Here is an 18,536-nt window from a genome sequence, read left to right as displayed (position 1 = left end):
CGTCTAGTTGTGATGGATAAAAACTTTCAGCGTGAGTTTGCAGAAGGAGATGTGCCGTGATGATTCCGCTGTGAGATACCGCAGAAAGCAAAAAACCCGCCATAGGCGGGTTCTTCTGAATGTGGTGCCCGAACCCGGAATCGAACCAGGGACACGGGGATTTTCAATCCCCTGCTCTACCGACTGAGCTATTCGGGCAACGGGGCGCATTAAACCGTATGCCATCGATCCCGTCAACGGCTTTATTGAAGAACAGCGACTGATTGCACTCTTTTCCATCAATACTGTTCTGAAAGACCAACTTATCGTCACTTTTTCGGGCAAAATCCATAGCATTGAGGCGCTGAACTCCCTGCCGCGCAGGCTGTTTTGCCGGTTGAACCAGCAATTAAAAAATGCCATTATTGCGAAAATTCTGACGTGTTCATCATCCCCGTATCGAGGTCGCCGCCATGAGAGGTTCACTGCTGCCAGCCAGCATCTGTAACCGACATCTGCTGATGCCGGGCGCCCGCCGATCTTCCTGCTGTAATACCCTGTTGATAAATTCTTTCACCGTGCGGTGAGGTTTTCTTACGCTTAACTTTTGGCCATGCGTAAAAACAGACGCGATCTGATTTTACTGATGTCTATCGGTCTGAGCGGCACTTCATCGCTGACAGCCTGTGACTCTTTCGCCAGCAAGGCGTTTTTGCGCCTTGCTATGCTGTGCCTCTGGCACCCACTCATCCTTGACCGCCTGGGATTTGTGCTATGACACCTTTGAAAATTGCAGCCAGTACCACCGTCGCTATTCACCTCCAGACCGGGCGCGAAGTCGTGACGCTGGATAACACCGACTTTACCGATGTGGCAGCGGTGGTGCTCTCCGTTTCTGATTCGCGCTCCGGCGTGCTGGCGCTGCTGCGTCATACCGGTTTTAACCTGCCGGTATTTATCGCGCTGGATGATGCTTCGCAGGCGGAAGATCTGCCGGCGGTGGACGGCGTGCTGAGCGGAGAGGCGGAAGATGCTGCGCTGCTGGAAGCCGCCGCCGCGCAGTACCAGGCGCAGCTGCTGCCGCCGTTCTTCCAGACGCTGACCAAATACGTGGCGATGGATAACACCACCTTTGCCTGCCCCGGCCATCAGGGCGGTGAGTTCTTCAAAAAGCATCCGGCAGGACGGCAGTTCTTCGACTTCTTTGGCGAGAACGTGTTTCGCGCTGATATGTGCAATGCGGACGTCAAGCTGGGCGATTTGCTGATCCACGAAGGCTCGGCCAAGCATGCGCAGAAGTTTGCCGCGAAGGTGTTCAACGCCGATAAAACCTACTTCGTGCTTAACGGCACCTCCAGCGCCAATAAAGTGGTGACGAATGCGCTGCTGACGCGTGGCGATCTGGTGCTGTTCGACCGCAATAACCATAAATCCAACCACCACGGGGCGCTGATCCAGGCCGGGGCGACGCCGGTTTATCTGGAAACCGCGCGCAACCCGTTTGGCTTTATCGGCGGCATTGACGCGCACTGTTTTGATGAAGCCTACGTGCGCAAACAGATCCAGCAGGTTGCGCCGCATCGCGCCAGCGACGAGCGCCCGTTCCGCCTGGCGGTGATCCAGCTTGGCACCTATGACGGCACGGTATACAACGCGCGTAAGGTGATCGACAGCATCGGCCACCTGTGTGACTACATCCTGTTTGACTCGGCGTGGGTCGGCTACGAGCAGTTTATTCCGGTGATGCAGGCCTGCTCGCCGCTGCTGCTGGATCTCAAACCCTCAGACCCTGGCATTTTCGTTACTCAGTCGGTGCATAAGCAGCAGGCGGGCTTCTCGCAGACCTCGCAAATCCATAAAAAAGATAACCACCTGCGCGGCCAGCCGCGTTTTTGCAGCCACAAGCGGCTGAACAATGCCTTTATGCTGCACGCCTCTACCAGCCCGTTCTACCCGCTGTTTGCCGCGCTGGATATCAACGCGAAAATGCATCAGGGCGAGGCCGGACGCCGCCTGTGGCACGAGTGCGTGGTGTTGGGGATTGATGCGCGTAAGGCGATCCTCGCGCGCTGTGAGATGATCCAACCGTTTATCCCAGACGAGGTTGACGGTAAACCCTGGCAGGATGCGCCAACGCATGCGATCGCCGCCGATCCGCGCTACTTCAGCTTTGCGCCAGGCGCAGCGTGGCACGGCTTTGCCGGTTATGAGAAGGATCAGTATCTGGTCGACCCGTGCAAGCTGCTGCTGACCACGCCGGGCATTGATGCCGCCAGCGGCAAATATGCCTCGTTCGGCATTCCAGCCACCATCCTCGCCAACTACCTGCGTGAGAATGGCGTGGTGCCGGAGAAGTGCGATCTTAACTCGATCCTGTTCCTGCTGACCCCGGCGGAGAGCGTAGAAAAGATGGCGAAGCTGGTGGCGAAGCTGGCGCAGTTCGAGCAGCACATCAAAGAAGATGCCCTGCTGCGCGACGTGCTGCCGACCATTTACCGCAAAAATGCGGCCCGCTATGCGGGCTATACGCTGAAGCGCCTGTGTCAGGAGATGCACGATCTGTACGTCAGCCACGACGTGAAGGATCTGCAAAAGGCGATGTTCCGCCAGCAGAGCCTGCCAAAAGTGGCGATGAACCCGCAGGATGCCAATATCGAGTTTATTCGCGGGAACGTGGAGCTGGTGCCGATCGCTGAGGCAGAAGGACGCATCGCGGCGGAAGGCGCGCTGCCTTATCCTCCGGGCGTGCTGTGCGTGGTGCCGGGCGAAGTGTGGGGCGGGGCGGTTCAGCGCTACTTCCTGGCGCTGGAAGAGGGGCTGAACCTGCTGCCGGGCTTCTCACCGGAGTTGCAGGGCGTGTATGTCGAAGCGGGTGAAGACGGCGTGAAGCGCCTGCAAGGGTATGTGCTGGCGTGAAAAACTGGGTCGGGCATGCCCGACCACTACGGTGACTCAGCGCAGGGGCGAGGCATGCCCGACCATTAAGGTGATTCAGCGCAGGGGCGAGGCATGCCCGACCATTAAGGTGGTTCAGCGCAGGGGCGAGGCATGCCCGACCGTTAAGGTGGTTCAGCGCAGGGGCGAGGCATGCCTCGCCCGGTACTAACCCACGCTTTATTACAGTTCCAGAGCATCTTCCCGCGCCTGGCGCACGATAGCTTTGGCAATCCACTTGCCGATATCCTGTAGCTCATCGTTGTCACAGCCCCAGATATCCTTCATCACCAGAAAAATCTCTGAGCCGTAAACCAGCGACAGCGACTGCAGCACGCGCTCCATTAGCGCGGGCGGCAGCTCTTTACTCAGCGGCGCGGCGACCTGGGTCAGCATCGCTTTACGATTGCCGCGCACCAGCTTCTCTTTGGGCGGCACCGCATCGGTCGACTGCGACTGCGCCCACTGGGTTAGTGACAGGTGCAGCGCGGCCCTCAGCGTACCTTCATGCTTCAGCATGCGCGGAAAGGCAAAGCTCAGCAGCTCATCAATGCGCTCGCTGGCATCCTTTTTGGTCGGCTGCCAGTGTTTAATCGGGCTAAGCGTCTCCGTGACGATAGCTGAGACCAGCGCGCTTTGCGTGGGGAAGTAGCGATAAGCCGTGGCGCGCGACAGCTGCGCTTCCTGGGCTACTTCAGTGATAGAGGGAAAGGCCCCGCTATCAAACAATTTCATCGCTGTATCAATCAGTAAGCGGCGTGTTCTTGCGCGTGTTGATGTTAACCCTAACACCCCAGCGGAATCCCTTTGCTCCACGATAACCTCATTTTTCCAGTTCAAACGATCTCATCTTCGGGTCGGCAGACAGCTATAAGTGTCACCGGCGTTGACTGCCCGGGGAGGGTTGCTGCTGCTCCCAGGTCATATAAGCGTAGTCAAAATCACTAAGAGACTCATATTTCATTCAATTGATTTATCAATCTTCAAGGTGCTACTGTTAGCGTCACTTAGTGTGGTTTCTTTGTACCTTATGGTTATTTACGTTTTTATCTCAAGTTAATCAACTCTTTATTAATCTAAATAACAGGTTTTTTTAACGCCAATGAATAATGATACTGGATCCATCTACGCTGTTGCGACAGCGGATACTAAAGGAAGGGAACTGTTTTACGTCAGCGGGCTGATTGCTCAGGCTGGGGTAAAAGTCGTTACAGTTGACCTGTCAACTCAACAACTTAGCACACCTTTTACCGGTGATATTTCTGCCGAAACCGTGGCGGATTTCCACCCTGAAGGGCGCGGTGCAGTGTTCTGTGGCGACAGGGGGAAGGCGATAGTGGCGATGGCCAAGGCTTTTGAGATTTTCCTTAGCCAGCGCGATGATGTAGCCGGGGTGATCGGCTTAGGCGGTTCGGGCGGTACGGCCTTGATCACGCCCGCAATGCAGGCGCTGCCGGTGGGCATCCCGAAGCTGATGGTCTCCACCATGGCGTCCGGTGACGTTTCCGGCTATATCGGCGCCAGCGATATCGCCATGCTTTACTCGGTGACGGATGTTGCCGGGCTGAACCGCATTTCGCGCCGGGTGCTGGGCAATGCCGCGCATCAGATTGCCGGGGCGGTAATGTTTTCCGTGCCGCCGGACAGCAGCGATAAGCCGGCTATCGGCCTGACGATGTTTGGCGTTACCACACCGTGCGTTGAGGCCGTCAGCAGCGGGCTGGAGGCCGACTATGACTGTCTGGTATTCCACGCCACCGGCAGCGGCGGCAAAGCCATGGAGAAGCTGGCGGACAGCCATATGCTCTGCGGGATGCTGGATCTGACCACCACCGAGGTGTGCGATCTGTTGTTTGAGGGCGTACTGGCCTGCGGTGAAGATCGTTTTGATGCGCTGGCGCGCAGCGAAGTACCCTGCGTCATCTCCTGCGGGGCACTGGATATGGTCAACTTCGGCCATCCTTCCACTATTCCGGCAAAGTACGCGGCTCGCCTGTTCTATCACCACAATCCGCAGGTGACGCTGATGCGCACCACGGTAGAAGAGAATGTGGCGATGGCACGCTGGATCGCGGAAAAGCTCAACCGCTGCGCGGGCGAGATCCGCTTTTTGATCCCGGAAGGTGGCTTCTCGGCGCTGGATGCAGAAGGCCAGCCGTTCTGGTCACCGGAAGCGGATCGGGCCTTTATCCGCACGCTGGAAGCTGAGCTAAAGCAAACCACGCTGCGACAAATAATCAGACTGCCGTGGAATATTAATCATCCACAATTTGCCGCTGCGGCGGTGGCTCAATTTCGCCAACTGGCACCCAGAGGAAAATAACTATGCCTGCTTTTAATCGTCAGCAGCTGCTGACTAAGTTCAGACAGATGATTGCCCGCCGCGAGCCGATCATCGGCGGCGGCGCGGGGACCGGGCTGTCGGCCAAGTGCGAAGAGGCTGGCGGTATCGATCTGATCGTCATTTACAACTCCGGCCGCTACCGCATGGCCGGGCGGGGTTCACTGGCCGGGCTGCTGGCCTACGGCAATGCCAACGAGATCGTCGTTGATATGGCGAAAGAGGTCTTGCCGGTAGTGAAACAGACGCCGGTGCTGGCTGGCGTCAACGGCACCGATCCGTTCTGCAATTTCGATAAGTTTCTCGACGACCTCAAGGCGCTGGGTTTTTCCGGCGTGCAGAACTTCCCGACGGTGGGCCTGATTGACGGCAATTTCCGCGCCAATCTGGAAGAGACCGGCATGGGTTACGGGCTGGAAGTGGAGATGATCCGTCTGGCGCATCAGAAAGAGATGCTGACCACCCCTTACGTGTTTAGCGCCGCAGACGCGGTGGCCATGACCGAAGCGGGTGCGGATATCATCGTGCCGCATATGGGCCTGACCACCGGCGGTAATATCGGTGCAGAAACCGCCCTGCAGCTCAGGGACTGTGTGCCGCTGATCAACGAGTGGGCCGCTGCGGCCAAAGCGGTGCGTGAAGATGTGATTGTGCTGTGCCACGGCGGGCCAATCTCCAGCCCGCAAGATGCGCAGTACATCCTCGAAAACTGCCCGCAGTGCGACGGCTTCTACGGTGCCAGTTCGATGGAACGCCTGCCAACCGAAGTGGCGCTGACCGACACCACCAAAAAATTCAAAAACATCAGTCGCTAAATAGCAGCCAAAAACAAGGCCGGGCATGCCCGGCCTCTGCGGCTGTCAGTAGCGGTGATAGCCTTTCTGCGCGTTGGTCACTTTCACCAGGTAGCGGCGTGATTCCGCTGACGGGTGGTTGGTGGTCAGCTGCTGATAGACTTGCGCCGGTGACATATCGTTAATGTTGCTGAAGGCGCGATTTTTATCGCTGGAGAACACCCTCAGCACGCTGCCCGCTCCGCCGTTGTAGGCGGTGATCACCGCATAGCGGCGCGAGGTGCTGTTGCTGATGCCGGACAGGTAGCTGCCCTGCAGTATCGACAGGTACGCGGTACCGGCATCGATATTGTTTTCCGGGTCCAGCAGATAGCTGCGGCTCGGCTTGCCCCATTTCCCCTTCATACGGAAAACGTCGACCCCGGCGGTGTGCTGCACGACCTGCATCAGGCCCAGCGCATCCGCATGGCTGACCGCATAGGGGTTGAAGCTCGATTCAATCTGCATAATTGCCAGGATCAGCGACTGATCGACCCCGTATTTCTCGGCGGCTTTACGCACCATCGGCAGGTATTTGTGCGCACGCTTGTCGAGGTGGTTTGGCACCATCGGAATGGTGACGGACCAGATCACATGCAGGCCAGAATTACGCTTTTGCAGCTTATTCTGGATCAGGTAATCAGCAAAGCTGGCGGCGCGCCCCTGCCAGCGGATCGGCTGGCCGGTGTTATCCAGCACCTGGCCGTACAGCAGCGGCTCTTTACTGATCTGAATATCGTTGACGTCGGAGTACAGATCGACATTACCCGGATCTTCGCCGATCAGCAGGGTCGTGATAATCGCCTGGCGCAGGCTGGCCATAGGATCCGTTCCGGCGATGGTTTCAATGGTGATGCTACCGGCGTCGAAGTTGATATGGCTACGGGTATAATATTGATCGCTGTACTTCACGTAGTCTTTTGGACCGGCGATCAGTACTTCGTTAATGCCCCAGATATTCTCAATGTTGTGGGCAAACTGACCCATCAGGATATCAAAGCCGTTGGTGTCTTTAACCCACTCTTCATGATAGTTATTCTGTTTCTTGCCGGAGCAGGAGATCAGTAATGGTGCAATAACCAGCAGACTTATCAGTTTCTTGTTCATCGTTTAATGCTTCGCCCACAATTGAGAGGGCCTCATCTGTGAGGCCCAACGCTTATTCTTCTGGCGGGGTATAACCTTCGATATGGACTTCGTGGCCTTCAAACAGGAACTTAATCATCTCCTGCTCCAGCAGCTTACGGTCATCTGGGTTCATCATGCTGAGTTTCTTTTCGTTGATCAGCATAGTCTGTTTTGCCATCCACTTTGACCAGGCTTCTTTAGAAATCTCGTTGTAGATGCGCTTACCCACATCGCCCGGATACAGCTGAAAGTCCTGCCCTTCGGCGTCACGTTGCAGGAACGTGCAAAAAATAGTTCGGCTCATTACTCTTCCTCTTCTTCTGTCGCGCGAGCGCTCAGCGCCATTTGCTGCGGCTGACGCAGCTGCTGTAGCAGACGTTCCACCGGCGCGGCCAGCCCTACGGCGGGCGGCTGCGCTAAGTTATACCAGAGACCCGGCCCGGCATCCATTGCCACACGGGCCGAAGGCAGATCCAGCCACATAGGCACAATATCCAGATGGAAATGGCTGAAGGTGTGGCGGAAGGCAGTCATCTGCTGCAGCCGCTGGTCATCCACCCCGTTGTTGCGTAGCGCCTGGCGCAGCTCCTCTTCAGTGCTGAACTGCGGGAAGCAGAACAGCCCGCCCCACAGCCCCACCGGCGGGCGCTGCTCCAGCCAGACATCCTGCCCCTGCTGCATCAGCAGCAGCCAGCCGGTGCGCTGTGGGATAGTCTGCTTCGGCTTTTTGCCAGGGTACTGTGCCCAGCTGCTGTTAGCATAGGCAATGCAGCCGAGGTTCAGCGGGCAGATCTCGCACTTGGGTTTGGAGCGTGTGCAAACCATTGCGCCCAGATCCATCATCGCCTGATTGAACTGGCTGACCCCTTCGGCAGGGGTGACCTCTTCGCTGATCTGCCACAGGCGTTTCTCCACCTCTTTCTTCCCCGGCCAGCCATCCACCGCATAGCAGCGCGCCAGCACGCGCTTCACGTTGCCGTCAAGAATAGGGAAATGCTTACCGAGCGCCAGAGAGAGGATAGCCCCGGCGGTGGAGCGCCCGACGCCGGGCAGGTCAGCGACCTCTTCGAAGGTTTGCGGGAAGAGACCGCCATGCTTCTCGGCCACCCTTTGCGCCGCTTTATGCAGGTTGCGCGCGCGGGCGTAATAGCCTAGGCCGGTCCACAGATGCAGTACTTCATCCAGCGGCGCGGCGGCGAGGTCGGTAACGGTCGGGAAGCGTGACATAAAGCGTTCAAAATAGGGGATGACGGTGGCGACCTGCGTCTGTTGCAGCATCACCTCGGACAGCCAGACTTTGTAGGGCGTTTTTTCCAGCTGCCACGGCAGGGTTTTCCGCCCGAAGCGCTGATACCACGCCAGTACCTGCTGAGAAAATTGTGCTGCCTGCATCATCGAAACCGCCGCCCTGTCGTTGCTAAAAATCAGGCAGGGATTCCAGCACAGACAGTAAGGAGTGTAAACCGGATAATCACGGTAATTTGTTATCGCATTGCTGGCCGGATGCAGCCAGCGATGCCTGCGGCGTCTATACTGCTAGCCGGGTAAGCTGACAAGCAGGGCGGTCTTTATGTTTTGCCTTCCTGAAGGCATAATGCCCGCTTTCCAAAGTGCACAGCCGCAGGCAGAATCATGAAAAACGATGTTATCTCACCGGAATTTGACGAAAACGGCCGCGCTATGCGCCGGATCCGCAGCTTTGTGCGCCGCCAGGGCCGTCTGACTAAAGGCCAGCAGCAGGCGCTGGATCAGCTGTGGCCGGTGATGGGCGTTGAGTATCAGCCGGAACCGGTCGATTTAACCACGCTGTTTGGCCGTGATGCGCCGGTGGTATTAGAGATTGGTTTTGGCATGGGCGCTTCGCTGGTGTCAATGGCGGCCAGCAATCCGCAGCAGAACTTCCTCGGCATTGAAGTGCACTCGCCTGGCGTGGGGGCTTGCCTGGCTACGGCGCAGGAAGCGGGCGTCGATAACCTGCGCGTGATGTGCCATGACGCGGTGGAAGTGCTGAACACCATGATCCCGGATAATTCGCTGCGTATGGTGCAGCTATTCTTCCCCGATCCGTGGCATAAAGCGCGCCACAATAAGCGCCGCATCGTGCAGGTGCCGTTTGCCGAGCTGGTGATGCGCAAGCTGAAGCTGGGCGGCGTGTTCCATATGGCAACCGACTGGGAAGCCTATGCTGAACATATGCTCGAAGTGATGAGCAGCATCGACGGTTACAAAAACCAGTCGGAAACGGCTAACTGGGTGCCACGCCCGGAATCACGACCGTTAACTAAATTTGAGCAGCGCGGCCAGCGTCTTGGCCACGGTGTTTGGGATCTGATGTTTGAGAGGGTTAAATAATGGCTACACAACGCAGTCGTCGTCTTCGTAAGAAAATGCACATTGATGAGTTTCAGGAGTTAGGTTTTTCCGTGGGCTTCACTTTCCCGGAAGGCAGTAGCGAAGAGACCATCGACAGTACGGTTGATGCCCTGATCAATGAAGTGATCGACCCTAACGGCCTGGCGTTTGACGGCAGCGGCTACCTGCAGTGGGAAGGTCTGATCTGCCTGCAGAAAATCGGTAAATGCACCGATGAGCACCGCGAACTGGTGAAGAACTGGCTGGAAGCGCGTAAGTTAAACGATGTTAAAGTGACCGAACTTTTCGACGTCTGGTGGGACTAACTTGTCAGGGCTGACCGAAAAAGAGGGTCAGCCCCTACGAGAGAAAGCACATCACCCATTGTAAGGGCCGATCTTTTTTCGATCGGCCCTTTCTCAATCAAGGAGCGAAATTTATGCGCAAAGCGCTTTTCAGCGGGGCATTACTGCTGCTGGCCGCCGGTCAGGCACAGGCAGATTACCAGTGCAGCGTGAATCCTCAGGACGACATCATCATCAGCCCAAACCAGGTTGAGGTGGTGGGTGCCAGCGGTAAACTGGCAATCTCTCCGGTAGGCGATGTGCAGCGCAACGGCAAAGTGGTCGATGTTGACGCCGCCACGCGCCAGAAAGCCATTGATTACCAAGGCGCGCTGCGCCGCGACCTGCCGTGGATTGATAGTGGTGCCCAGCAGCGCCTGGAGAAAGGCCGCGTGGCGCTGGACCGGGTGGTGGTGCAGAAGCTGGGTGAAAACAGCAAGGTGCGTCAGCGCCTGACGACGCTGGACGGCCAGCTCAAGCAGCAGATGAACCGCATTATTGAGCACCGCAGCGACGGCTTGACCTTCCACCATCAGGCGGTCAATCAGGTACGTCAGGACGGTGAACAGCTGGTGCAGAACGCGCTGGGCGGCGTGGTGCAGGACAGCCTGAACGAGATGGGCAGCAAGCAGACCAGCGGCGATAATCCTCTGCAGGCGATTATGGGCAACCTTGGTGGCTTACAGCAGGCAATTCAGGCCGAGTGGAGCAATCAGGAGCAGGATTTCCAGAACTTTGGTCATGAGGTGTGTAATCGCGTGACCGCGCTGGAAGGGCAACGCAAGGCGCTGATTGCCGGATTGAAGTAGTCGTGGTTTATGCGGGCTGACCGAAAAAGAAGGTCAGCCCCTACCGCTCTCAGGGGCGACCCTTTTTACCGGTCGGCCTTTTTTATTCCGTTAAAAACAGCTCCAGCAACGAATTCAGGAACAGCTTCCCCTTCTCCGTAATCTGCCAGTATTCCGCGGTTTCCGTCAGGTAACCCTTCGCCAGTGCCCTGTCGATCTGCGCGCGAATGGTGCTTTCCGCAAGACCGGTGTAAAGGCTGTATTCGGCACGCGGCGCGGCTTCCAGCAGGCGGAAACGGTTCATAAAGAACTCGAATGGCTTCTCGCTGTCCGCCACTTCATGGCGCTTATCAAGATATTTCCCAGCCATAAAACCGCGCGGATGCTTGGTTTTGGTGGTGCGAATAATCGTGCCATCTGGCTGGGTGAGCTTGCCGTGCGCGCCGCAGCCGATGCCGAGGTAATCGCCAAAGCGCCAGTAGTTTAGGTTGTGCTCGCAGCGATAGCCCGGTTTGGCGTAGGCCGAAGTCTCATACTGCTGATAGCCGGCGGCGCTCAGCAGCTGATGCCCCTGCTCGAAAATATCCCACAGGTCGTCTTCATCCGGCAGGCGCGGCGGCCGTGAGGCGAACAGCGTGTTCGGTTCAATGGTCAGCTGATACCACGACAGGTGCGGTGGGTTGAGGGCAATTGCCTGGCGTAAATCGTCCAGCGCTTCGGCCAGCGACTGATCGGGCAGGCCGTGCATCAGGTCGAGGTTAAAGCTGCGCAGGTCGAGGTCTTCCGCCAGCTTTGCGGCACGCCGGGCCTCTTCGGGGCCGTGAATGCGCCCCAGCCGCTCCAGCTTGGCGGCGCTGAAGCTCTGCACGCCAATCGAGATGCGGTTGATGCCCGCGCGCTGATAGCCGCTGAAGCGGTCGGCTTCCACGGCGCCGGGGTTGGCTTCCATGGTGATTTCAGCCGTTGGCGATAGCGGCAGGCGCGCCCGCACGCCATCCAGCAGCATCTGCATCGCTTCGCTGCTTAACAGGCTCGGGGTGCCGCCACCAATAAAGAGGGTGCTGACCTCGCGCCCGCCGGTCAGCGGCAGGTCGATATCCAGATCGTTCAGCAGGTGCTGCACGTACTCCTCGTGCGGCACTTCGCCTTTTAACGCGTGGGAATTGAAATCGCAGTACGGGCATTTCTGTACGCACCACGGAATGTGGATGTACAGGCTTAACGGGGGCAGCTTAACCATTTTTCATGGCGTCCAGCAGCAGGCTCAACGCTTTACCGCGATGAGAAACCGCACGCTTTTCGTCCTTTGTCAGCTCTGCCGCCGTTTTCCCTAATTCCGGCACATAGAAGATCGGGTCATAGCCAAATCCTCCCTGGCCTGCTTCAGCGCGGGTGATTTCACCTTCCCAGCTGCCGTGGAATACCAGCGGGGTTGGGTCTTCAGCATGGCGCAGATAGACCAGCACGCAGTGGAACTGCGCCTGGCGCTGGCCATCCGGCACGGGACCCAGCGTGACCAGCAGCTTGTCAAGATTCTGCTGGTCGCTGGCGTCAAGGCCCGCGTAGCGCGCCGAGTAGATTCCTGGTGCGCCGCCGAGCGCATCGACCGCCAGACCGGAGTCATCGGCAATCGCCGGCAGGCCGGTGACGGCTGCCGCGTGGCGCGCTTTCAGAATGGCATTCTCAATAAAGGTCAGGCCGGTCTCTTCGGCTGACTCCACGCCCAGTTCCGTCTGCGCCACGATATCAAGGCCAAACGCGGCCAGCAGGTCAGCCAGTTCACGAACTTTACCGGGGTTGCCGGTGGCGAGTACGACTTTTTGCATAGTTAATCCACAACAATGAAGAGTGATATAACCGGGAATTTTGCCCTACAGGAAGGCGACCAACGCACCTGTAGGGTAAAAGGCGACGGTTAGATTAGAACTGGGCCCAGCCTGGGATGTATTCAAGGCCTAAGAAATTCAGCATGTAGAGGATCAGGATCACCGCCATTGCTGAGAAATCGATGCCGCCCATCGCCGGAATAATGCGGCGCACCGGGGCCATTAACGGCTCGGTCAGCTGGATCAGCACGTAGTCAACCGGGTTGCGCCCCTGGCTTATCCAGCTCATCAGTGAGCGCACGATGATCACCCAGAACACCAGCACGCCGGCGGCTTTCACCAGGATAACCAGGCCGAGGTAGAGGAAGATCGGATCCGGCACGAACAGACGCAGCAGCACCGGCCCCAGCAGTACGCTGACGATATACGCAATCAGCAGGGAGGCGCTATCCAGCGGCCCGATAGAGGGGATAATGCGTCGCAGCGGTTTTACCACCGGCTGAGTGATTTTCACCACAAACTGTGAGAACGGGTTGTAGAAGTCGCAGCGCGCCCACTGCATCCAGATGCGCAGTAACAACACTTTGATATAAATCGCCATCACGGTTGTTACCAGAAAGATCAACGCTAGCATGAGGTTCCTCAGTTGTTGTGATTAGCAGCGGCCTGACCGTAGTCGCGCGCGCCGAAAATTGCAGTGCCAATACGCACCATGGTACTGCCCGCCGCTATAGCAGCAGCCATATCGTCACTCATTCCCAGCGACAGCGTGTCGACGCCGGGGTAATCCTGTTGCAGCTGCTTGAAAGCCTGCGCCATCTGCTGACACACCGCCAGCTGCCGTGCGTAGTCGCTTTCCGGCGCCGGGATTGCCATCAGCCCGCGCAGTTTCAGACGCGGCATTTCCGCTATCTGCTGAGCAAGCGCAGGCAGGTCAGCCAGCATAATGCCTGATTTACTCTGTTCGTCACTGATATTTACCTGAATCAGAACATTCAGTGCATCCAACCCTGCCGGGCGCTGGTCGTTAAGGCGGCTGGCAATGCGCAGACGGTCAACGGTATGGCACCAGTCAAAGTGCTCCGCCACCAGCCGACTCTTGTTGGATTGCAGCGGACCGATAAAGTGCCAGGTGAGTGCAGGATTAGCCAGCAGCTGGATTTTATCCACGCCTTCCTGCACGTAGTTTTCGCCGAAGCAGCGCTGCCCGGCAGCCACTGCTTCTTCGATCGCGCTCGCGGGTTTGGTTTTGCTCACTGCAAGCAGCGTAATCTCTTTCGGATCGCGCCCGCACTGTGCTGCCGCCGCTGAGATCCGCAGCTGGACTTGCTGTAAGTTGTGCTCAATCGAAGTCATAGTCAGGGAGAAAATATGGATATTGAAGAAATTGTGGCCCTTAGTGTAAAGCATAATGCAGGCGATCTGCACCTTTGCAGTGGTCATTATCCCTTCTGGCGCTGTAATGGTCGCCTGGAGCGCATTGAGGGTGAAGGGGTGATGCGCGATGAGTGGCTGGAGAGCTTCGCGCTGCGCTGGCTGAGCACGGCCCAGCATCAGGAGCTGGCGCGCAGCGGGCAGGTGGATTTTGCCCTGACCATGCCGGATGGCGTGCGGCTGCGCGCCAACCTGTTTCGTCAGCGCTGCGGCCTGTCGCTGGCGCTGCGCCTGATTGCCAGCCACTGTCCGCCGCTGGAAGCGCTGCACCTGCCCGCCATCAGCCAGACGCTGCTACAGCTTCAGGAGGGGCTGGTGCTGGTCGTCGGCGCGACGGGCAGCGGCAAGTCGACCACGCTGGCGGCGCTGATTGCGGCGATGAATCAGCAGCAGCGGCGCCATATCCTGACGCTGGAGGACCCGATCGAGTTTCTGCACAGCAGCGCGCAGTCGCTGATCCAGCAGCGTGAAATGGGCCAGCACTTTACCCGCTTTGGTGATGGGCTGCGCGCGGCGCTGCGCGAGGACCCTGATGTGATCCTGCTGGGGGAACTGCGTGATGCCGAGACAATCCAGCTGGCGCTGACCGCCGCGGAGACCGGGCACCTGGTGCTGGCGACGCTGCACACCCGCGGCGCCGCTCAGGCAGTGGAGCGGCTGGTGGATGTGTTTCCGGGCAGCGAAAAGAATCTGGTGCGCAGCCAGCTGGCAGGCAGTTTACAAGCGGTGATCGCTCAGCGTTTAGTGGCGGCGCAGCAGGGGCGAGTAGCGCTGTTCGAGGTGTTGGTCAACAGCCCGGCAGTAGCGAACCTGATCCGCGAGGGTAAAACACACCAGCTGCCCGCGCTGTTGCAGACCGGCAGTCAGCTGGGGATGCAGACCTTCGAGCAGAGCATGGCGGAGCGGCAGAGAAGGGGATTATTAGGTTAAGTTGACTCAGCAGCGGTCGAGGCATGCCTCGACCCTACGGCGATGTTGTAGGGGGCAGGCGTGCCTGACCCGATGACATTTACGAATAATTATTCTCGAACCAGCTCTCCAGGATAATCACCGCAGAGAGCGAGTCGACGCTGCCTTTACTCAGGGCGCGAAAGCCGCCGCGTTCAAACAGTTCGGCGCGGGCCTCGACGGTGCTGAGGCGCTCATCGTGCAGATCAACCTGTACGCCAAAGCGGCCGTGCAGGCGGTTGGCGAACTTACGCGCCCGTGCGGTGAGAGGTTGCTCGGTTCCATCCATATTGAGCGGTAACCCCACCACCACGCGGTCCGGCTGCCACTCTTTCAGCAGCGCTTCAATTTTGTTCCAGTCGGGAACGCCATCGTTGGCCTTCAGTGCAGCCAGCGGGCGGGCGGTACCGGTCAGCTGCTGGCCAATGGCCACGCCAATGCTTTTGGTTCCGAAGTCGAAAGAGAGCAGAGTCTGAGGGCTCATCAGGCGTGCCCTGCATCACTGGCGATATTGTGGATATCCACGCCAATACTTTTCGCCGCTTCACGCCAGCGCTCGGCAATACGCGTGTGGAACAGGATATTGCTGTTGGCCGGGGTGGTGAGCCACGCATTCTCCAGCAGCTCGGTTTCCAGCTGGTCTTTCTCCCAGGCGCAGTAGCCCAGCGCCACCAGCACGTGCTCGGGCTGCTCGGGCGTGCCCAGCGTTTCCAGGACGTCACGCGAAGTGGTGATCACGGTGTTATCCGACACCCGAATGCTGGAGGAAAAGGTTTTCTGCGCCGAATGCAGAATAAATCCGCGATCTTCCGCCAGCGGGCCGCCGGCAAACACCGGCTTATCCAGCTTCGCTTCGCTATCACGCGGTGCCGGGGAGATTTTCAATTTTTGCAGGATGCCGTCAACCGTCAGGTTTTCCATCGGTTTGTTGACGATTATCCCCATCGCTCCATCACTATTATGTTCACAGATATAGACCACTGAACGTTTGAACAGCGGGTCCTGCAGCGTAGGCATGGCAATCAAAAAGTGATGCTGTAAATTCATACTTAATGTTCTGTAATCTGGTTAACGCCCGGGCTCGAAAGCCCGGGCGTTAAGGGTGAGCAGCGGGGCAATCCGGCCCCGCCGCAACAATCAGGCCAGGCGTTTTTCGATCGCATCCATCAGCATACCCGTGATAGAAATCGGGAATGCGGCTTCGATCTCGCGAACGCAGGTTGGACTGGTCACATTAATTTCCGTCAGCTTGTCGCCAATAATATCCAGACCGACAAAGATCAGTCCTTTTGCTTTCAGGGTTGGACCAACACGGCGGGCAATCTCCCAGTCGCTTTCGGTCAGCGGACGCGCTTCGCCACGACCACCTGCCGCCAGGTTGCCACGGGTTTCGCCCGATTTTGGAATTCGCGCCAGGCAGTAAGGCACCGGTTCACCATCCACGACCAGCACGCGCTTGTCACCGTCTTTGATGCCGGGAATGAAGTTCTGCGCCATGCAGTAGAAGCTGCCGTGTTGGGTCAGCGTTTCGATAATCACCGACAGGTTAGGATCTTCTTTCTTCACGCGGAAAATGGAGGCCCCACCCATGCCGTCCAGCGGCTTCAGGATGATGTCGCCGTGCTGATGCCAGAATTCACGGATCTGGCTGGCGTTGCGGGTCACCAGCGTATCCGGCGTCAGCTCGGCAAACCATGCGGTGAACAGCTTCTCGTTACAGTCGCGCAGGCTCTGCGGCTTATTGACGATCAGCGTGCCTTTCTCTTCTGCACGCTCAAGGATGTAGGTGGCATAGATGAATTCGGTATCAAACGGCGGATCCTTACGCATCAGCACCACATTGAGATCGGACAGGGGGATGTCCTGTTCGCTGCCAAATTCAAACCACTTATCAACGTTCTGCTCAACGCTCAGCAGACGGGTACGCGCACGGCCTTCACCGCCACGCAGATAGAGATCGTTCATCTCCATGTAGTGAATTTCATAACCACGGCGCTGAGCTTCAAGCAGCATGGCGAAGCTGGTGTCTTTTTTTATGTTGATGGAAGTAATCGGGTCCATCACGATGCCAAGCTTGATCATTCTTTTCTCCACTACGCTCTAAATTAGTTAGCTGTGTTTAACCCAAATCACCAAAGCGCACCTGCAGGGCGGTAATGGCCGTCAGGGCGGTGGTTTCGGTACGCAATACGCGCGGCCCGAGCAGGATATCGGTAAAGCCGTGCTGCGCTGTCATGTTGATTTCATCCGCTGACAGCCCGCCTTCCGGGCCAATCAACAGGCGAACACGCTCAACCGGCAGCGGTAAGGTATTAATACTGTGTTCTGCCCGCGGATGAAGATTTAATTTTAACCCGCTATCCTGCTCGGCACACCAGGCGTCAAGTGCCATCGCGGGTCGAACCTCCGGCACGCTGTTGCGTCCGCACTGTTCGCACGCGGCAATGGCGATTTTCTGCCACTGCTGGATTTTTTTCGCCAGTCGATCGGCATCCAGCTTTACGCCACAGCGTTCAGAAAACAAGGGGGTAATGACATTTACTCCGAGTTCTACCGCTTTCTGGATGGTGAACTCCATCTTTTCACCGCGTGACATGACCTGCCCCAGGTGCAGGTGCAGCGGTGACTCGCGGCTGTCGGCGCGGCTTGCGGTGATTTTGACGCGCACATTTTTTTTATCGGCCTGAATAATCTCGGCGGAAAAAGTCAGATTTGTGCCATCGAACAATTCCAGGTGCTGGCCCGGCGCCATGCGCAGTACGCGCCCGATATGGTTTGCCGCATCGTCATTCAGGGCGAATTCACTGCCCACGTCTAAAGCTTCGGGGTGATAAATGCGGGGTATACGCATGGAAATCCTGTTGAAAGTTATCAAATCGCTGTGATTGCGGCTTAGTGTAGGTCAGTGATTTTACCGCTGGCAAGCTCGCTGTACATACGGATTGTGGTTGCCCTGTACGCTGGCAATACGCTCATCGCGCTCACACTCCCACTGGCTGACCGGATAGAGTTTATTCCAGGCGGTCATCAGCTGCGTTTGCTGCTTCGACATACTCAGCTGGTAGCGATCGCGCATGTAAAACCAGGTGCGGGCAATGGCGCCGCGCGCCCTGGCGGGTGGCTCGGCGAGCTTATTTTTGAAGTCGACCTTCATCGCGCACTGACCGTACTGCTGCTCTCCACCGTTCCACCGGCCGTACATAAAGTTGCCGCGGTCGCCGTTCACCTCACCAATCGACGGTTGCAGGTTGTGCAGGTCAGTTTCGATACGGCGATAACCGCTGTCTTTGGCACAGTTTTTACGCCCGCCGTTCTGCCAGCACTGGCGCTGATGGCCAAAGCTCCAGGCCGGAACCACGTGCTCCCACTCGATGCGCCCAGCGCGATTAGCGTCTTTACGTACCTGGTAACCGCAGGACGCGAGGTCCGGCACGCCTTTTTTTCCGTGCCAGGTAATTTTACAGCCGCAGTAAAAGCTACCAGGGGCGGCGGCATTGATCTGCGCCGCATAGGCTTTAGCCTGGCTGAAGCTATTCTGGTGATAGTTATCCAGGCTGAGTGCCTGGGTAAAGAAGGAGGGAAGCAGCAGGGTAACAGCCAAAACGGCCCAAATTTTGCGAGACATATTC

Annotated in this window: 20 protein-coding genes and 1 tRNA gene; 7 read left to right on the top strand and 14 right to left on the bottom strand. The window is 57.6% G+C overall.

Annotated features, from left to right (window positions below; translation table 11 throughout):
- Positions 1-122 precede the first annotated feature (122 nt).
- Positions 123-198 (bottom strand) — tRNA-Phe (locus tag QLG07_RS20040).
- Between the two features lie 555 nt (positions 199-753).
- On the opposite strand from QLG07_RS20040, the gene QLG07_RS20035 reads away from it, so the two are divergent.
- Positions 754-2,895, top strand: a complete 2,142-nt coding sequence (locus tag QLG07_RS20035) for an ornithine decarboxylase (RefSeq protein WP_282470023.1) — start codon at positions 754-756, stop codon at positions 2,893-2,895.
- A gap of 201 nt (positions 2,896-3,096) precedes the next feature.
- Here the strand turns inward: QLG07_RS20035 and QLG07_RS20030 are convergent, their stop codons facing one another.
- Positions 3,097-3,729 carry a TetR/AcrR family transcriptional regulator gene (locus QLG07_RS20030; RefSeq protein WP_282470037.1) on the bottom strand — a complete coding sequence of 211 codons (633 nt, stop codon included), beginning with the start codon at positions 3,727-3,729 and terminating at the stop codon, positions 3,097-3,099.
- 286 nt (positions 3,730-4,015) lie between these two features.
- On the opposite strand from QLG07_RS20030, the gene QLG07_RS20025 reads away from it, so the two are divergent.
- On the top strand, positions 4,016-5,236 hold the full coding sequence (locus QLG07_RS20025; protein ID WP_282470022.1) for a Tm-1-like ATP-binding domain-containing protein: 1,221 nt from the start codon (positions 4,016-4,018) through the stop codon (positions 5,234-5,236).
- 2 nt (positions 5,237-5,238) lie between these two features.
- Positions 5,239-6,069: a phosphoenolpyruvate hydrolase family protein gene (locus tag QLG07_RS20020; protein WP_048917259.1), complete on the top strand. Its 831-nt coding sequence runs from the start codon at positions 5,239-5,241 to the stop codon at positions 6,067-6,069.
- A 45-nt stretch (positions 6,070-6,114) separates the two neighbouring features.
- Here QLG07_RS20020 and mltC read toward each other — a convergent pair whose 3' ends face one another.
- From mltC to mutY, 3 genes are read right to left on the bottom strand one after another with little or no spacing between them, the layout of a single operon-like run.
- Positions 6,115-7,194: a membrane-bound lytic murein transglycosylase MltC gene (gene mltC, locus QLG07_RS20015; RefSeq protein WP_048917258.1), complete on the bottom strand. Its 1,080-nt coding sequence runs from the start codon at positions 7,192-7,194 to the stop codon at positions 6,115-6,117.
- Positions 7,195-7,246: 52 nt separating this feature from the next.
- Positions 7,247-7,519 carry an oxidative damage protection protein gene (locus tag QLG07_RS20010; protein WP_048917257.1) on the bottom strand — a complete coding sequence of 91 codons (273 nt, stop codon included), beginning with the start codon at positions 7,517-7,519 and terminating at the stop codon, positions 7,247-7,249.
- Positions 7,519-8,607, bottom strand: coding sequence for an A/G-specific adenine glycosylase (gene mutY, locus QLG07_RS20005; RefSeq protein ID WP_282470036.1), 1,089 nt, complete (start codon positions 8,605-8,607; stop codon positions 7,519-7,521). Before mutY ends, QLG07_RS20010 begins: the two co-directional genes overlap by 1 nt.
- A gap of 240 nt (positions 8,608-8,847) precedes the next feature.
- Between mutY and trmB the strand changes: the two genes are divergently transcribed.
- The 3 genes from trmB to QLG07_RS19990 all read left to right on the top strand — a co-directional run bounded on the left by trmB (position 8,848) and on the right by QLG07_RS19990 (position 10,720).
- Positions 8,848-9,567: a tRNA (guanosine(46)-N7)-methyltransferase TrmB gene (gene trmB, locus QLG07_RS20000; RefSeq protein ID WP_133622796.1), complete on the top strand. Its 720-nt coding sequence runs from the start codon at positions 8,848-8,850 to the stop codon at positions 9,565-9,567.
- A complete protein-coding gene (locus QLG07_RS19995) occupies positions 9,567-9,893 on the top strand; it encodes a YggL family protein (protein WP_048917254.1) in 327 nt (108 codons plus the stop codon). The genes trmB and QLG07_RS19995 overlap by 1 nt, the downstream gene beginning before the upstream one ends.
- Before the next feature lie 113 nt (positions 9,894-10,006).
- Positions 10,007-10,720, top strand: a complete 714-nt coding sequence (locus QLG07_RS19990) for a DUF2884 domain-containing protein (protein WP_048917253.1) — start codon at positions 10,007-10,009, stop codon at positions 10,718-10,720.
- 82 nt (positions 10,721-10,802) lie between these two features.
- Here the strand turns inward: QLG07_RS19990 and hemW are convergent, their stop codons facing one another.
- The 4 genes from hemW to QLG07_RS19970 all read right to left on the bottom strand — a co-directional run bounded on the left by hemW (position 10,803) and on the right by QLG07_RS19970 (position 13,881).
- Positions 10,803-11,939: a radical SAM family heme chaperone HemW gene (gene hemW, locus QLG07_RS19985; protein ID WP_282470021.1), complete on the bottom strand. Its 1,137-nt coding sequence runs from the start codon at positions 11,937-11,939 to the stop codon at positions 10,803-10,805.
- Positions 11,932-12,525, bottom strand: a complete 594-nt coding sequence (locus QLG07_RS19980) for an XTP/dITP diphosphatase (RefSeq protein ID WP_282470020.1) — start codon at positions 12,523-12,525, stop codon at positions 11,932-11,934. Before QLG07_RS19980 ends, hemW begins: the two co-directional genes overlap by 8 nt.
- A 94-nt stretch (positions 12,526-12,619) precedes the next feature.
- The gene (locus QLG07_RS19975; RefSeq protein WP_048917250.1) at positions 12,620-13,159 is read right to left on the bottom strand and encodes a YggT family protein; all 540 of its coding nucleotides are present in this window, start codon (positions 13,157-13,159) and stop codon (positions 12,620-12,622) included.
- Positions 13,160-13,167: 8 nt separating this feature from the next.
- On the bottom strand, positions 13,168-13,881 hold the full coding sequence (locus tag QLG07_RS19970; RefSeq protein WP_282470035.1) for a YggS family pyridoxal phosphate-dependent enzyme: 714 nt from the start codon (positions 13,879-13,881) through the stop codon (positions 13,168-13,170).
- A 15-nt stretch (positions 13,882-13,896) separates the two neighbouring features.
- Between QLG07_RS19970 and QLG07_RS19965 the strand changes: the two genes are divergently transcribed.
- Positions 13,897-14,889, top strand: a complete 993-nt coding sequence (locus QLG07_RS19965) for a type IV pilus twitching motility protein PilT (protein ID WP_048917249.1) — start codon at positions 13,897-13,899, stop codon at positions 14,887-14,889.
- A gap of 79 nt (positions 14,890-14,968) precedes the next feature.
- Here QLG07_RS19965 and ruvX read toward each other — a convergent pair whose 3' ends face one another.
- From ruvX to endA, 5 genes are all read right to left on the bottom strand, one after another.
- Positions 14,969-15,391, bottom strand: a complete 423-nt coding sequence (gene ruvX / locus QLG07_RS19960; RefSeq protein WP_180276752.1) for a Holliday junction resolvase RuvX — start codon at positions 15,389-15,391, stop codon at positions 14,969-14,971.
- Entirely contained in the window at positions 15,391-15,954 is a 564-nt protein-coding gene (locus QLG07_RS19955) for a YqgE/AlgH family protein (RefSeq protein ID WP_048917247.1), read from the bottom strand. Before QLG07_RS19955 ends, ruvX begins: the two co-directional genes overlap by 1 nt.
- A 90-nt stretch (positions 15,955-16,044) precedes the next feature.
- Positions 16,045-16,989, bottom strand: a complete 945-nt coding sequence (gshB, locus tag QLG07_RS19950) for a glutathione synthase (protein WP_282470019.1) — start codon at positions 16,987-16,989, stop codon at positions 16,045-16,047.
- A gap of 37 nt (positions 16,990-17,026) precedes the next feature.
- Positions 17,027-17,758 carry a 16S rRNA (uracil(1498)-N(3))-methyltransferase gene (gene rsmE / locus QLG07_RS19945; protein WP_048917245.1) on the bottom strand — a complete coding sequence of 244 codons (732 nt, stop codon included), beginning with the start codon at positions 17,756-17,758 and terminating at the stop codon, positions 17,027-17,029.
- A 60-nt stretch (positions 17,759-17,818) separates the two neighbouring features.
- On the bottom strand, positions 17,819-18,532 hold the full coding sequence (gene endA, locus QLG07_RS19940; protein ID WP_282470018.1) for a deoxyribonuclease I: 714 nt from the start codon (positions 18,530-18,532) through the stop codon (positions 17,819-17,821).
- Positions 18,533-18,536: the final 4 nt, after the last annotated feature.

Source organism: Erwinia sp. V90_4 (assembly GCF_029967685.1).
Taxonomy (GTDB): Bacteria; Pseudomonadota; Gammaproteobacteria; order Enterobacterales; family Enterobacteriaceae; genus Erwinia; species Erwinia aphidicola.
This window is presented reverse-complemented; position numbering and strand designations above follow the sequence as displayed.

Excerpts from the sequence above, each read along its gene's own strand:
- QLG07_RS20035 (WP_282470023.1), top strand. The coding sequence starts at position 754 with ATGACACCTTTGAAAATTGCAGCCAGTACCACCGTCGCTATTCACCTC.
- QLG07_RS20025 (WP_282470022.1), top strand. The coding sequence starts at position 4,016 with ATGAATAATGATACTGGATCCATCTACGCTGTTGCGACAGCGGATACT.
- QLG07_RS20020 (WP_048917259.1), top strand. The coding sequence starts at position 5,239 with ATGCCTGCTTTTAATCGTCAGCAGCTGCTGACTAAGTTCAGACAGATG.
- mltC (WP_048917258.1), bottom strand. The coding sequence starts at position 7,194 with ATGAACAAGAAACTGATAAGTCTGCTGGTTATTGCACCATTACTGATC.
- QLG07_RS20010 (WP_048917257.1), bottom strand. The coding sequence starts at position 7,519 with ATGAGCCGAACTATTTTTTGCACGTTCCTGCAACGTGACGCCGAAGGG.
- mutY (WP_282470036.1), bottom strand. The coding sequence starts at position 8,607 with ATGCAGGCAGCACAATTTTCTCAGCAGGTACTGGCGTGGTATCAGCGC.
- trmB (WP_133622796.1), top strand. The coding sequence starts at position 8,848 with ATGAAAAACGATGTTATCTCACCGGAATTTGACGAAAACGGCCGCGCT.
- QLG07_RS19995 (WP_048917254.1), top strand. The coding sequence starts at position 9,567 with ATGGCTACACAACGCAGTCGTCGTCTTCGTAAGAAAATGCACATTGAT.
- QLG07_RS19990 (WP_048917253.1), top strand. The coding sequence starts at position 10,007 with ATGCGCAAAGCGCTTTTCAGCGGGGCATTACTGCTGCTGGCCGCCGGT.
- hemW (WP_282470021.1), bottom strand. The coding sequence starts at position 11,939 with ATGGTTAAGCTGCCCCCGTTAAGCCTGTACATCCACATTCCGTGGTGC.
- QLG07_RS19980 (WP_282470020.1), bottom strand. The coding sequence starts at position 12,525 with ATGCAAAAAGTCGTACTCGCCACCGGCAACCCCGGTAAAGTTCGTGAA.
- QLG07_RS19975 (WP_048917250.1), bottom strand. The coding sequence starts at position 13,159 with ATGCTAGCGTTGATCTTTCTGGTAACAACCGTGATGGCGATTTATATC.
- QLG07_RS19970 (WP_282470035.1), bottom strand. The coding sequence starts at position 13,881 with ATGACTTCGATTGAGCACAACTTACAGCAAGTCCAGCTGCGGATCTCA.
- QLG07_RS19965 (WP_048917249.1), top strand. The coding sequence starts at position 13,897 with ATGGATATTGAAGAAATTGTGGCCCTTAGTGTAAAGCATAATGCAGGC.
- ruvX (WP_180276752.1), bottom strand. The coding sequence starts at position 15,391 with ATGAGCCCTCAGACTCTGCTCTCTTTCGACTTCGGAACCAAAAGCATT.
- QLG07_RS19955 (WP_048917247.1), bottom strand. The coding sequence starts at position 15,954 with ATGAATTTACAGCATCACTTTTTGATTGCCATGCCTACGCTGCAGGAC.
- gshB (WP_282470019.1), bottom strand. The coding sequence starts at position 16,989 with ATGATCAAGCTTGGCATCGTGATGGACCCGATTACTTCCATCAACATA.
- rsmE (WP_048917245.1), bottom strand. The coding sequence starts at position 17,758 with ATGCGTATACCCCGCATTTATCACCCCGAAGCTTTAGACGTGGGCAGT.
- endA (WP_282470018.1), bottom strand. The coding sequence starts at position 18,532 with ATGTCTCGCAAAATTTGGGCCGTTTTGGCTGTTACCCTGCTGCTTCCC.